Annotated in this window: 14 protein-coding genes; 8 read left to right on the top strand and 6 right to left on the bottom strand. The window is 50.6% G+C overall.

From position 1 onward, the window contains the following. Window positions 1–19: 19 nt before the first annotated feature. The 3 genes from B4N58_RS13710 to B4N58_RS13700 form a co-directional block, all read right to left on the bottom strand. Window positions 20–406, bottom strand: coding sequence for an outer membrane protein transport protein (locus B4N58_RS13710; protein WP_291750391.1), 387 nt, complete (start codon window positions 404–406; stop codon window positions 20–22). A gap of 244 nt (window positions 407–650) precedes the next feature. After that, window positions 651–1,481: a metal-dependent hydrolase gene (locus B4N58_RS13705; RefSeq protein WP_040513204.1), complete on the bottom strand. Its 831-nt coding sequence runs from the start codon at window positions 1,479–1,481 to the stop codon at window positions 651–653. A gap of 110 nt (window positions 1,482–1,591) precedes the next feature. Then, a complete protein-coding gene (locus B4N58_RS13700; protein ID WP_291750387.1) occupies window positions 1,592–2,401 on the bottom strand; it encodes a PaaX family transcriptional regulator C-terminal domain-containing protein in 810 nt (269 codons plus the stop codon). Window positions 2,402–2,555: 154 nt separating this feature from the next. Between B4N58_RS13700 and B4N58_RS13695 the strand changes: the two genes are divergently transcribed. From B4N58_RS13695 to B4N58_RS13685, 3 genes are read left to right on the top strand one after another with little or no spacing between them, the layout of a single operon-like run. After that, window positions 2,556–3,467: an alpha/beta hydrolase gene (locus B4N58_RS13695; protein WP_291750385.1), complete on the top strand. Its 912-nt coding sequence runs from the start codon at window positions 2,556–2,558 to the stop codon at window positions 3,465–3,467. After that, a complete protein-coding gene (locus tag B4N58_RS13690) occupies window positions 3,464–4,243 on the top strand; it encodes an SDR family NAD(P)-dependent oxidoreductase (RefSeq protein ID WP_291750383.1) in 780 nt (259 codons plus the stop codon). The genes B4N58_RS13695 and B4N58_RS13690 overlap by 4 nt, the downstream gene beginning before the upstream one ends. 23 nt (window positions 4,244–4,266) lie before the next feature. Then, window positions 4,267–5,109 carry an alpha/beta fold hydrolase gene (locus B4N58_RS13685; RefSeq protein WP_291750381.1) on the top strand — a complete coding sequence of 281 codons (843 nt, stop codon included), beginning with the start codon at window positions 4,267–4,269 and terminating at the stop codon, window positions 5,107–5,109. A 3-nt stretch (window positions 5,110–5,112) separates the two neighbouring features. Here B4N58_RS13685 and B4N58_RS13680 read toward each other — a convergent pair whose 3' ends face one another. Further along, a complete protein-coding gene (locus B4N58_RS13680; RefSeq protein ID WP_291750379.1) occupies window positions 5,113–5,796 on the bottom strand; it encodes a hypothetical protein in 684 nt (227 codons plus the stop codon). Between the two features lie 47 nt (window positions 5,797–5,843). Between B4N58_RS13680 and B4N58_RS13675 the strand changes: the two genes are divergently transcribed. The 3 genes from B4N58_RS13675 (at window position 5,844) to B4N58_RS13665 (ending at window position 9,060) form a co-directional block, all read left to right on the top strand. Then, a complete protein-coding gene (locus B4N58_RS13675) occupies window positions 5,844–6,740 on the top strand; it encodes a tetratricopeptide repeat protein (protein WP_291750378.1) in 897 nt (298 codons plus the stop codon). A 375-nt stretch (window positions 6,741–7,115) separates the two neighbouring features. Further along, a complete protein-coding gene (locus tag B4N58_RS13670) occupies window positions 7,116–8,459 on the top strand; it encodes an alanine/glycine:cation symporter family protein (RefSeq protein WP_291750376.1) in 1,344 nt (447 codons plus the stop codon). A 34-nt stretch (window positions 8,460–8,493) separates the two neighbouring features. Continuing rightward, the gene (locus tag B4N58_RS13665) at window positions 8,494–9,060 is read left to right on the top strand and encodes an NlpC/P60 family protein (RefSeq protein WP_291750375.1); all 567 of its coding nucleotides are present in this window, start codon (window positions 8,494–8,496) and stop codon (window positions 9,058–9,060) included. On the opposite strand, the gene B4N58_RS13660 is transcribed toward B4N58_RS13665, so the two are convergent. Beyond that, window positions 9,044–9,736, bottom strand: a complete 693-nt coding sequence (locus B4N58_RS13660) for a queuosine precursor transporter (protein ID WP_291750373.1) — start codon at window positions 9,734–9,736, stop codon at window positions 9,044–9,046. The genes B4N58_RS13665 and B4N58_RS13660 overlap by 17 nt on opposite strands. Before the next feature lie 161 nt (window positions 9,737–9,897). Here B4N58_RS13660 and B4N58_RS13655 point away from each other — a divergent pair, with 161 nt between their 5' ends. Together B4N58_RS13655 and B4N58_RS13650 are read left to right on the top strand one after the other, a co-directional pair. Further along, window positions 9,898–11,514: a DUF4331 domain-containing protein gene (locus B4N58_RS13655; protein ID WP_291750371.1), complete on the top strand. Its 1,617-nt coding sequence runs from the start codon at window positions 9,898–9,900 to the stop codon at window positions 11,512–11,514. A 10-nt stretch (window positions 11,515–11,524) separates the two neighbouring features. After that, entirely contained in the window at window positions 11,525–11,764 is a 240-nt protein-coding gene (locus B4N58_RS13650; protein ID WP_008250972.1) for a hypothetical protein, read from the top strand. A 61-nt stretch (window positions 11,765–11,825) separates the two neighbouring features. Here B4N58_RS13650 and B4N58_RS13645 read toward each other — a convergent pair whose 3' ends face one another. After that, a complete protein-coding gene (locus B4N58_RS13645; RefSeq protein ID WP_291750369.1) occupies window positions 11,826–12,551 on the bottom strand; it encodes a hypothetical protein in 726 nt (241 codons plus the stop codon). Window positions 12,552–12,557: the final 6 nt, after the last annotated feature.

The following is a 12,557-nucleotide window of genomic DNA, read 5'->3' as shown; positions in this document are numbered from 1 at the left end:
CGTTTGTTTGCAGGGGGTATTACCCGCTGAAACCCACCACCAACTTGGGACTGACCGGAATGGCAACGAATAAACCGGGGATGAACAACGCTGAGTCAGTACCATCCTTTCTGGAGAAAAACTCACCTGCGGAGCCTTCACGCCCGTCATCGGTGGGGGGACCGTCGTTGTTTTGGGTTGAGGTGTAATCGTTGTCGAAGGTGGCAATACTGGCCACGTTCAATACCTCGATGCGCTTGAAACGCGTCAGCGCAGCCGGGTTAAAAAAGATCACCGACGCATCCGAGGCTTCAGCGGCCTGGCCTGCGCCGGCCGTGGCAATGCCCATCGTGCTTTGATTGTCGTTGGCTGTACCACCGGCAAATGCTTGCTGGCTAAGCGAAAACGCCGTGATTGAAAACGCCACGGCACAGGCTCTCCGAAGAGAGCTTTGCTGCAAAAACACCATTGGTCTGTCTCCTGGCTCCGACGTGCCGGGTCGCTGTGCGCCTGGCTTCGAGTGTCGTGAGTTTTGTGCTGGTTGTTTTTAAAATTTTACGGGGTCTGCTCACTGAATAATACTTGAGTAAAGACCCTATGTTTACAACGATTAACTTTGATACTGACGGAAATGTAACTCAGATTCAATCAATCGTTCAAATTTTTTTTTATTAAACCAGCGAGAGCCTTTCCTTCCAGAGTTTCATGGGCGCATCCATATTGGCCTGCATGGGGTGAAAGCCCGGTTTGTAGAATTTCAACAAATCGGGAATCATCTTTCGGAATAGCCCTTTGCGACCGAAATACAGATCGGTGAATTTCAACCAGGATTTCAAGTTGTAAAGTTCGCCGTCCTGTTTCATGCAGCTCAGCATGGCGGCCAGCACCACTGGGCCAATCCCAATCGAGACAATCGTCATGGCCACTGCGCGCTGCGCATAGGTGCCCCCCACTGCTTTGTGCGTGTCAAAGGCCACGGCGCGGTGCTCGCTTTCTTCCATGGCATGCCAATAAATCAGGTTTTTAAGGGTTGGGTCGACAATCATGTGGTGAAAGTCTTTGTCTTTCATGATGTGTTCAGCGATCACGGCAGTGTAGTGTTCAACCGCGCTGGTACCTGCCAGGCGTGCTTTTACCGACAGTAGGCTGTTTAGCCGTTTGCGGGCCCAGCGTGTGCGGGCATCCCAGCCATTCACATTGATGCCTTGGCGTTTCAGTTCGGCATTGGCCTCAAGATGTTCTTTGCCGTGCATGGCTTCCTGGCCAATAAAGGCGCTGATTTCCCTCAACAGGGCTTCGTCTTTCACCCATTTTTTTGCGTCCCTTACCGAGTCAACAAAAAATTGCTCACCTTCAGGAAAATAGGCTTGAAACGCCGTCCACACGTGGCTGCTGGCTGGGTCGTTGTTGACAAAGTGTCGGTTGAAGTCGGAGAAATCGAAATCCATTCGGCGTACCGGAAAGCTCGAACCTTTCTGGTGAATAGAAACGGGTGTGCGCATAACGACCTCCACAGAGTCTTGTGCATCATTACCATCAATGACGTTGACAGTTGCTGATGTAATATTACAGATGTGGAATTAAAAGTAAAGAGGTGTAATGAAATGCTTTTCTAGATCACTTCCTCGTCTTTCAATATACGCAGTTGCAACTCGCGCCACACCCGTGTGCCTGTCTCATCGAAGCGCAGCACGCTTTCAAAGAATTGTTGCCGTGCAGCAGCGTTAATCCACTCTGCAGGAAGCAGGGGGTCTCGGCGCACTTCATAAATGGCCTGACTACCCACCAGGTAGGCGTCTCTTGCAGCCTTTTCCAGTTTCATGCGTGAATAACCTTGCATCCAGTCGTTCAACTTTTTGGTGTGGCTTAAGTAAAGCCTCTCAAGTTTTCGAATCTCCCACAGTTTTTGAATTTGACTGGTTTGCGCAAGGCTGGATGGCTTCATTTCAAAGGTGAGTACGTTTTTCTCGACCCCTTGCGCCGTCAGTTTTTCCTGAATGCCAGTCAGGCCTAGTTTTAAATTGGCCGGGCGTAAAAACAGGCCTTGTTCAAATTCCCGAAAGCCCAACAGTGCCAGCGCTTTCTCGCGAAGCAGCAACTGCTTGCGATTGCTGCGCCCAAGGTGGGCAGTGAACACGGCGTAAAAGCTTCCATCCCATGCGCATGTGGCGGTGAGCCTGTTGCTCCATCCCTGAATATCCTGCCCGGTAAACGCCGCTTGTTTGCCCAGCGTGTAAATACCACGGCCAGCGGATTTTAATTGGCCTTCAGCAACCAGGCGGGCCATGGCCACGCGTGCACTGTTTTCCGACACACCAAACAGGCTGCAAGCCAGTACGATGTGGGCAGCTTTCACTTGGCGACCTTTGCCCGCCAACATCAAGCCGAGAATTAATTGTTTTGGGGAAGCGTTTGTTTTCACGGGATTTTTTAATAAATTGGAAGTAATAGTCTAACTTGTTGCAGGGTGGGGTGGTGGGTTGGTGCTGCGGCCTGCTGCAAATTCGCTATATTGAAGAAAATAACAAAAACAGCGTAAATTGCATTGCGCTGTAACATTCGGAGACCCTGCACTCATGAACCCGATTCAGTTTGTGGCCGAGAAAGCTGTTCGTGCAACGTTGCGCAGCACGTTCAAGGCGCCCGGCAAACTTCCCATTCCGCTCAGTTGGTTGGCGGCCACCATGAATGCCGGCGCACCCTTGTTCAAGGTTCGACCCGATGCCCGTGTGGAGTATCTGGAACTGGGTACCTGTATGTGTGCTTTGGTTCGCCCGGCCAATGCGCACACCGACCAGGTGTTGTTGCACATGCATGGCGGTGCTTTTTTTGCAGGCTCGCTTGAAACCCATTTGCCCTTGGCCAGCGAACTTGCAGTGCGCTGCAATGCACGCGTGTTTCTGATTGATTACCGATTGGCACCGCAAGACCCCTACCCAGCGGCTCTTGAAGACGGCATGGCTGCCTATCAGGCTCTGCTGGATCTCGATGTGAAGCCGAAAGACATGACCTTGGTCGGAGACTCGGCAGGCGCAGCACATATTTTGTCCATGGCCATTTATGCGCGCAATGAAGGTCTTCCTTTGCCTGCCGGCCTGGTGATGATTTCCCCCTTTGTGGACATGACATTGTCTGCCGCTTCCATTCAATCAAAAGCCAAGGCCGACCCCATGTTGAGTGTGGTGCCTTTGCAGCGTGGTGTGCAGGCTTATTGTGGCGAAGTGCTGCCAACTGATCCCAAGGTTTCCCCAGTGTTTGCCGATCTTGAAGATTTGCCGCCCATCTTGATTCAAGTAGGCAGTGATGAAATTTTGCTGGACGACGCTTTATTGCTCGAGCAACGCGCCAAAGCCGCTGGAGTGCAAGTAAGCTGCACTGTGCATGAAGGCATGTGGCACAACTTTCAAATGTTCAATGCCTTTGTGGAGAAAGCTGACAAAGCCTTGTGGGCAATCGCCGATTTTGTAAGAAGAGGGGAACAGGAATGAAACAATGGGCATTGGTCACTGGTGCATCGTCGGGTATCGGTTTGCATTTGGCGGAGTGTTTTGCAAAAGATGGAATTTCATTGGTGCTGAGTGCGCGCAATGAGGCCAAGCTGGCCGAGCTGGCGGCCGACTACATGGGCAAATACAAGGTCGACGTGATGGTGATTGGGTCGGATCTCTCCAAGCCCAATGCGGCCAGCGAGCTGGTGACCAAAGTAAAAGCGCACGGCATCGAACTCAGTTACCTGGTCAACAACGCGGGTGTGGGTACATATGGGCTGTTTAAAGACACGCCAGTCGAAGACACCACCAGCATGCTGCGCCTGAATATGGAAGCACTCACTGTGTTGTGCAGCGGCTTTATGCCCGATTTGTTGAACACACGTGGAAAAATTTTAAACGTGGCTTCAACTGCGGCATTTCAACCAGGCCCTTACATGGCGGCCTACTATGCCACAAAAGCCTATGTGCTCAGTTTCAGTGAGGCCTTGGCTGAAGAGTTGGCGGACAGCGGTGTTGCCGTGTGTACCCTGTGCCCAGGCCCGACTGCATCGGGGTTTCAGGCTGAAGCCAATATGCAGAAGTCGGCGTTGGTGCAAGGCAAACGAATGCCCAGTTCAGAAGATGTTGCAGTGAAGGGTTATGCCGCGATGAAGCGCAATCAGCGTGTTTACATTCACGGTGCCTTGAACTGGACGATGGCTCAAAGTATTCGCTTCACGCCACGCAGCTGGGCCACCAAGGTGGTGAAATTTATTTCCAAGCCGGTGGTGTAACCGTTGCTCAAGGTAATTCAGTGATGAAACAGGAAACACACCTGGTTCCGATGCAGGCTGGCGGCCATGTGGCTTTGCATCGCTACAGCCCGGCAAACCCGATTGGCTTGCCTGTGGTGGTGGCTCACGGCACTTTGTCCAACCAGCTTGCGGTTGAACACCTAGGCGCCTTTTTTGCCGAGCAAGGGTTTGATACCTGGTTATTGGAGTGGGGCGGGCACGGCCAGGCCCGGCCTGCGCACCGCAAACAAAATTTCGAGTATCCCGCCTTGAACGATTTGCCCGTCGCGATCGACTTCATTGTTCAACACACGGGCCATTCACAACTGCATTGGACTTCTCACAGTGGTGGCGGTTTGCTGGCCTTGATGTTGCTGGCGCGGCAGCCCGAACGCATGTCTCAAATCAAAAGCCTGAGCCTGATTGGTGCGCAGGTGACCGATGCAGCCCCCAATCTGAAGGAAAAAATGCGGGTACTCGCCTTGGGAACGTTAACCCGTCTGTTTGGCCGAACACCGAGAAAACTCGTGCCCATCGGGCCCGAGGGGGAGCCCACCTTGTTGCTGGTTCAGTGGTGTAAATGGAACCTGAGTGGTCGATGGAAGGGGGCTGATGGTTTTGATTACCTGGCGGCATTGAATGAAGTCAAAGTGCCTTCCCTGGTGATTGCCGGTGGGCGGGACGACGTTGCACCCCCGCGGGGTTGCAGGCGAATTTACGAGGCTTTGGGTGGTCCCAAAACCTGGCATGAATGCACTGTGAGGAAAGGGTTTAGCAAAGACTTCTCGCACAGTCAAATGATTCGTGGTGAAGCCGCGAAAACCGAAGTGTTTCCGCTTCTGCACCAATTCATTCAAACCACCTAAGGTTTATTTTCTGATCAAGAAAGTTTCAAAATGCGTAGCGACGGCGGGGTAGCTTTCGACCTTGATGTGAGGGGGTAGTTTACGCAAGGTGTGCTTAAACAAGGTGTGTAAAACATTGATCACACCGTTGATGGTTTTGCTGATCACAAAGTTGAAACCCATCAGGTCTTTTGGCGTATACACCAACGGTACCAGCGCAGTTTCTATCGCTTCAATCAAAAGCTCAACACCTTCTTCAATGCGCGTACTGTCTTTTTTGGCCAGTGCATTCATTACATCGCTGGCTTTTTCTGCATATATTGTAGTGACCGGAATCACGATGTAAGGGTGTTCTCGGCCAGTCAGGTTCAACAGATGAACCATGTCGTGAAAGTGGTGAATCACTGGCGGCACGCGTTTGTTGGCAATGAACTTTATTAGCCAGCCGATGTAATGTTGTGCCTCGCTTTGCACCTTGTGTATTACCTTCGAAGCGTCTTGCAGCATTTTGTCGGGTTGGGTTTTGTTCAATTCATCCAGCAGGTGAGTGAAGCAGGTGTCGAGTAGCTGCACATAGGTTTGTGCCAGCAGGTCGGCGCCCAGTGCTTTGTCTTCATCGCTGATGGGTTTGGATGCGCGCAGGTGAAGCGCCTTCATCTGGGTGTAAACATCTTCTTTGATTTGAACGGCAATGTAGGGTGTGTTCATGTTTCTTCAGTAAGATCTCGATTCACACAGTTTACGTTTAACACGCCATGCAATCCCAGCCTCCAGTTGAATTCACCGACGAAATCAAATCCCTTTTTGTTGAGAAGAAGTTGGTGCAGGCCCGCCAGCGTTTGCTGGATACATTGAGCAATCAATGGGATGGACACTGCAACCTGATTGCGTTTACTTATTTGTACGCCGAGAACCGCAGCCCTGACGATTGCGCCCTGGCACTGCAATGGCTTGAAAAGGGTGTGGCTCTCGGGGAAGTGGATGCCAAGGTAATTCTTGGGCGTTTGCTGGTGTCAGGTGAGCTGGGTGGTCAGGATTTTTCTCGTGGCATGGACTTGCTACAACAAGCCGCGCAGGCCAATGTGTTGATGGCTGTACTGACTTTGGTGCAAATGCATAAGTGCGGGGTTGAGGGGTGTCTGGATGCTGATGCGCAACTAGCCCAGCAATACCTGCGGCAAGCCGCTGACTTGGGCGACCCCAATTCCGCTTACCACTTGGCACTTGAACTTGAGCGCGCGAACAAGCCCGATTTTGTGCAAGCCTTCAAATATTTTGACAAGGCCGCTCAGGGCGGCCTATCTCAGGCCATGCACAATGTGGGTGTGTATTACTTGCATGGCAAAGGCGTTGCAAAGAATGCTGCGCTGGCATTGGCCTATTTGACTGAGGCGGCCAAGCTGGGTTCGCCCTTGTCCATGTTGAGTTTGTCTTTGTTGTATCTCGACGGAGTTGAAGTGCAGAAGGATCGCGGTGTGGCTTTGAGTTGGCTTTATATTTACCAGGTGCTTTTTCCGGAAACCGACATTCCCGACCAGCTGCAATTGCTGCTTGATGAAGTGTCTGCCGAAGAAGAAAATTTCGCTCGCCAGGCCGCCCAGAATTTTGTGAATCATAAACTGAACAAATCCCCTAGCGGAACGCTGCATTAATCTGCAATACTGCGTGCGGGAACTTTCCCATGACTAAAAACGAGGACCGCCATGACTGTTTGCCCGATTGCGATTGCTGTTGGTTGTCAAAAATGTCCTGCATTTAAAATTTGTCCTGCCAAGTCGATTCTGGGTGATCAACCCAAAGCCGGCGAGAAGCAGCCCGAAAAGAAACAGTAAGTTGCGATACTTTTTCTGAGAAACCCCGACCTGGTTCGGGGTTTTTTTATGTCAACAACAGGGCAAGGAGTGCGTAATAAGTTGCGAAATTTGTTAAATAAGGTGTCGTGGGCACATTGCTTGCGTACTACACTGGCAATTCGCCATTGCAGCACCAAATCGGCGCATCGCTTTTCACAACAAGGAGAACAATACATGGAAGCACTCACGCAGTTTGTTAACGCAATCAATGGCATCGTGTGGGGTCCTCCCATGCTGATCGCGATTCTGGGTACCGGTCTGTTTCTGCAGCTTCGTTTGAAATTGATGCCCATTTTCAAAATTGGCATGGGATTCAAGTGGGTTCTGAAAAGCAGAACACCTCAGGCTGGTGCAAAAGGTGACATTACCCCTTACGCTGCACTGATGACCGCACTGGCCGCGACAGTGGGCACGGGCAATATTGCGGGCGTGGCCACGGCTATTGCCCTGGGCGGTCCCGGTGCCCTGTTTTGGATGTGGATGACTGCGCTGGTGGGTATGGCCACCAAATATGCGGAGGTGCTGTTGGCGGTGCATTACCGAGAGACTGATGCCCGTGGCCAGCAGGTGGGTGGCCCAATGTATGCCATTAAAAATGGCTTGGGCAAAAACTGGAAATGGTTGGGCTTTGCATTCGCACTGTTCGGTGGTCTGGCTGGCTTTGGCATTGGCAATATGGTGCAATCCAACAGCGTTGCCGATGTGCTGAATGTAACCTTTGGCATCGATAAATGGATTTCCGGCATCGTAATGACAGTGCTGGTGGGCTTCGTGTTGATCGGTGGTGTGAAGCGAATTGGTGCAGTGGCGCAAAAAGTGGTGCCATTTATGTGCGTGGCCTACATCATCGCTTCGGTCATTATTTTGGGCATGTACATTGATCAGGTTCCAGCGGCTTTTGCTTTGATTATTGAAAGTGCTTTCAATCCTGTCGCTGCAACAGGTGGCTTTGCAGGTGCTGCAATCATGCTGGCCATTCGATATGGTGTTGCGCGCGGTATTTTCTCTAACGAGGCTGGCTTGGGTACAGCGGGTATTGCACAGGCTGCTGGTCAAAGCAGCAATCCGGTTGAATCGGGCTTGGTGGGCATGATGGGTACCTTTATCGACACCATTATTGTGTGCACCATGACCGGCCTGGTGATTGTGGTCACTGGTGTCTGGAGCAGTGGTTTAAACGGTGCCGCCCTGAGTTCCAGCGCCTATGCAACAGGTTTACCAGGCGTGGGTGAATATGTGCTGGCCTTGTCGCTGGCCTTCTTCGCTTTCACGACCATTCTGGGTTGGTCTTATTTCGGTGAAAAATGCTGGGAGTTTATTGCTGGCACCGCTATTACCATGCCTTATCGCGTGTTGTGGACAGGTTTTGTCATGGTGGGTGCGGTCACTCAACTCGACTTTGTTTGGTTGGTTGCCGACACCTTGAACGCTTTCATGGCCTTGCCCAACCTGGTTTCGCTGTTGTTGCTTTCACCGGTCATCGTGAAACTCACCAACGAGTACTTTGCCAATAAATAATTTCTGGTTTTTTCAAATCGGCAAGCCGCAGCTTATGTGGCTTGCCGCCCTGTCTGGAAACATTCGCATGGCCGGTGTTACACGCTTCAACAAAATGAAAATCAGTTTTCTGGTGTTGATCGTTGCGCTGTGGCCTGGTTTTGCATTCAGTGATTCCGTTGCCCTGAAGTCTTTGTTGAATCAGCCTGAAGTTGAGCAGTCGTACAGCAATGAAATTCAAAATGCGCTGTTGGCCCACTATTCAAACTGGGCTGGGACGCGTCACAAACTCGGGGGTACAGGTGCCAACGGGGTCGATTGCTCAAGCTTTATTCAAACCTTGTTTCAAGACAAATTCCAGCTTCAGCTTCCGCGCAGTTCACGCGAGCAAATGACCATGGGTGAGCGGGTTGATCTGTCTGATTTGCGTTCTGGTGACCTTCTTTTCTTTGGCACGGGTCCCACACGCCGGCATGTCGGCGTTTATGTCGGCAACAATCAGTTTATGCATGTATCCACACGGGCTGGCGTTGAAATCGCCAAATTGCTCAGCCCCTATTGGCAACGCCATTTCATCACCGCTCGCCGAGTGGGTGTGTTAGGTGCTACACCTTCAAACTGAATGGCGTGAAGTTGGTGTTTCTGTCGTAAAAATCTTCGTTTTCAGCACGCTTGAGCCTGCCCACAATCCAGTAGGTCAGTGGCGTAGCGAGAATTTCCCAGCTTGTTTTCAACACATACTGTGTCAGCGCCACGGTGATGATCTGGTCTGTTGTCATGATGCCCCAAAACGCGATGGTGTAGAACAAGGCTGAATCGATGAATTCGCCAACCACAGTTGAGCCGATAGTGCGGGTCCACAGCCATTTGCCGTGGGTCCATATCTTCATTTTGGCGAGAACAAAACTATTGATAAAACTGCCACTCCAGAAAGCAATCAGCGAAGCCAACACAATGCGCCAAGTGTTGCCGAACACGCTTTCAACTGCAGCTTGTTTGTCGACCCAGAAAGATGCGGCGGGAAGATTCACCACCGTAAAAGCCATAAAAGATGCAAAGGCCAATGCCCCAAAGCCCGCCCACACGGCCCTGCGGTCGCGACCATAACCATACACCTCGGTCAGGATGTCGCTGAATATGTAAGAAATAGGGAAGAACAGCACACCCGCTGCGAAGGTAACCGTGCCAATCAATGGCAAATCCAGTTCAGCAATTTTTGCAGGACCAATCAGGTTGGAACACAACAGCACGGCCACAAATGCGACCAGGACGAATTCGTAATATTTGTATTGACGCATCCAAAACCCAGTTGAACGGTTAGTAAACAAGAGAATAGGTTATTAAGATAGTATTTATTGCAATAATTGTCATTGTGATAATAAATACTGATCCCTATACTCAAAATGTAATTAGGCAAGTGTAGTTTTTAGAAGTACCAAATGGAAGCAAGGGAGTCATCATGAAAGCACAGAGGAAGACAAGCACAACCAAGAACAACAAGTTTAAATTCAATATTTTAGCGGGCAGTCTTTTGGCTGTTGTCAGCGTTGCGGCTTTGGCTTCTAGCCACCGTGAAGCGCCCTCAATCACCACCACTCCGAAAGCAGACGGAACTGATTTTTACATGTTCCGCAGTTATGAGACCAACCGGTCTAACTTCATTACATTGATCGCCAATTATCAGCCGCTTCAAGACGGCTATGGTGGCCCGAATTATTTCTCGATGGATCCCAGCGCGCTGTATGAAATTCACATCGACAACGATGGTGATGCACAAGAGGAGATTACATTTCAATTTAATTTTCGCAACAATTTACGCGACCTGTCGCAGATGATTGGCACGGAGTCGGTCAGCATTCCGTTGATTCAGCAGGGACCAGTCAACACGGTCGGGAGTAGCAATCTAAATTTGAATGAAACCTACACCCTGACGGTGGTACGAGACGGGCGGCGTAACAACAACCGTACTTTGGCCGCCAAGACCAGTGGTGGTAGCACCACGCTGGAAAAACCAGTGGATTACATTGGTGAAAAAACTCTGGGTAATGCTGCCGCGTATCAAGCCTATGCCGATGCGCACATTCACAATGTGACAATTCCCGGTTGTGCCAGTGGTACCAACCAGGCTCGTGTGTTTGTAGGCCAGCGACAGGAAGGTTTTGCCGTTAACCTGGGTACTATTTTTGATTTGGTGAATGCGCCTTTCGAGGTGATTTCCAATCGTTCATTCGAAAATGCAGCTGCGGTCAATTCCATTCAGGACAAAAACGTAACCAGTATTGCGTTGGAGATCCATAAAGATTGTTTGACCCCCAGCTCAGAGGACGTGATCGGCGGATGGACCACCGCCAGTGTGCGTCAAGTGCAAATTGGTGACGGTGTTCCTGCCCAAGGGCATCAAACTGCTGAAAAAGTGGGGGGTGCCTGGGTACAGGTTTCACGCCTCGGTATGCCTTTGGTGAATGAAGTGGTCATTGGTCTGAAAGACAAAGACCGTTTTAATGCATCCAAGCCAAGCGGTGATGGTCAGTTCCTCACTTACGTGTCCAATCCAACATTGCCACAACTGATTAGTTTGGTTCAAACGGGAAACGCGGGCGCAGCGCCTACAAACTTTCCACGCACCGATCTGCTGAATGTATTCCTTGCTGGTATCGAAGGTGTAAACCGTCCCGCCAATTTGGTGCTTTCCGAAATGTTGCGACTGAACACAGAAACAGCACCCACTCCGATTGCTTCTCAAAACAAGCTTGGATTCGCCTTTGGTGATGCTGCTGGGTTTCCAAATGGTCGTCGCCCAATTGATGATGTAGTAGATATATCGCTGGTGGCTGTGATGGGTGGATTGTGCGTGGCCAATGGGAGTGGAAACGCATTGGGGTTGAACACAGTGCCAGGTACCAACCTTAGCTCGAATTGCAGCTCAATCAGTGTGCCATTGGGTAATACTTCCTTGAGTATTCACGATGCCGTGGATCAAGCGCGTGTGCCATTCATGAATCGTTTTCCTTTCTTGAGTACGCCCACGCCGGGCTCGGGCACGCCAGCGCCAACTCAAACTGCCTCGGCACCGTAAGGAGACGAATATGAAACTGAACAGCAAACTTGGATTGGCCGCCGGTGCAGCGCTGCTGGTAACACTGGCAGCTTGCGGGGGGGATGGTTCCCCTTTTAACCTGGGTAGTGCAGGAGGCGACGGAAATATCAATGCATCAGAAGCTGGCGCTCTGTTGCGAGATACTTCAGAAACTGGGGAGCCTGACGATGTCAGTAACCTGATGTTGGCGACCTCGGAGACTGATGAACCGTTTGATTTACCCGATTGAGTATTGGGGTAAAACTCAGTTGATCTAGATAGCCCCGCAACGTAGAAATTGCGGGGTTTTTTTATTCATCATTCAAAATCACGGACAAAAACTGGCTTTTGTAAGCGTTGCCTATTTCCTCCGTGATCAATGTGCGAATCAGTGCCTTGCCTTTGGGTTGCAACAGCAACGTGACTTTGCCGCTTGAATCTGTTTTCGACCACAAGGTCACAGGTGTTTCGGGATACTCCAGACCAACTGGTAGCTGAGCCAAAGGTTTGCCGTTTTTGTAGACATAAATCGTTGAAGAATCGCCTGGCAGCGTCACGAATTGAGCAATGTCGGGATTGTACAAATGACCGTCTTTCTCAACAGGTTTGATTTGTGCTGCCTTGAAATATTCTTCGCTGAATTTGTCACTGTTCAGCACCTTGTTCACCAAGACTTTGTCTACTTTGTTTTCATCAAAATGCTGTGCACCCTGGCGGGGGGAGAGCTCGATCTGGCTGGTTTTTAGAATGGCCAGGCAGTTGGTGGGGCGTTTCTTGTAAACGTAGCGAATGCTTTTGTCATTGAATGGCAAATCGAACACATTGCCATCGTCTCCGACGCATCTTACAGAGTCTACATATTCACCCTTGACAGTAATTTCTTTGGCGGGGAAATTGTGACCGGTCGACAATCCCAGGCTTTGTTCTCCCACGTCAATCCAGGTCAGGTGGGCCAAGGCTGGAGCACTTGCACTAACAAACAGCAAAGCAATCAGTTTTTTCAACACGGGAACCTCGATACAGCAGGTTAGAATCATTTAACA

The sequence above is a fragment of the Limnobacter sp. UBA3528 genome, from assembly GCF_002377005.1.
In the GTDB taxonomy this organism is placed as follows: domain Bacteria; phylum Pseudomonadota; class Gammaproteobacteria; order Burkholderiales; family Burkholderiaceae_B; genus Limnobacter.
The sequence above is the reverse complement of the archived record's forward strand: the minus strand, read 5'-3'. Positions and strand labels throughout refer to the sequence as shown.

Excerpts from the sequence above, each read along its gene's own strand:
- B4N58_RS13655 (WP_291750371.1), top strand. The coding sequence starts at position 9,898 with ATGAAAGCACAGAGGAAGACAAGCACAACCAAGAACAACAAGTTTAAA.
- B4N58_RS13695 (WP_291750385.1), top strand. The coding sequence starts at position 2,556 with ATGAACCCGATTCAGTTTGTGGCCGAGAAAGCTGTTCGTGCAACGTTG.
- B4N58_RS13680 (WP_291750379.1), bottom strand. The coding sequence starts at position 5,796 with ATGAACACACCCTACATTGCCGTTCAAATCAAAGAAGATGTTTACACC.
- B4N58_RS13705 (WP_040513204.1), bottom strand. The coding sequence starts at position 1,481 with ATGCGCACACCCGTTTCTATTCACCAGAAAGGTTCGAGCTTTCCGGTA.
- B4N58_RS13685 (WP_291750381.1), top strand. The coding sequence starts at position 4,267 with ATGAAACAGGAAACACACCTGGTTCCGATGCAGGCTGGCGGCCATGTG.
- B4N58_RS13690 (WP_291750383.1), top strand. The coding sequence starts at position 3,464 with ATGAAACAATGGGCATTGGTCACTGGTGCATCGTCGGGTATCGGTTTG.
- B4N58_RS13660 (WP_291750373.1), bottom strand. The coding sequence starts at position 9,736 with ATGCGTCAATACAAATATTACGAATTCGTCCTGGTCGCATTTGTGGCC.
- B4N58_RS13670 (WP_291750376.1), top strand. The coding sequence starts at position 7,116 with ATGGAAGCACTCACGCAGTTTGTTAACGCAATCAATGGCATCGTGTGG.
- B4N58_RS13650 (WP_008250972.1), top strand. The coding sequence starts at position 11,525 with ATGAAACTGAACAGCAAACTTGGATTGGCCGCCGGTGCAGCGCTGCTG.
- B4N58_RS13665 (WP_291750375.1), top strand. The coding sequence starts at position 8,494 with ATGTGGCTTGCCGCCCTGTCTGGAAACATTCGCATGGCCGGTGTTACA.
- B4N58_RS13645 (WP_291750369.1), bottom strand. The coding sequence starts at position 12,551 with ATGATTCTAACCTGCTGTATCGAGGTTCCCGTGTTGAAAAAACTGATT.
- B4N58_RS13675 (WP_291750378.1), top strand. The coding sequence starts at position 5,844 with ATGCAATCCCAGCCTCCAGTTGAATTCACCGACGAAATCAAATCCCTT.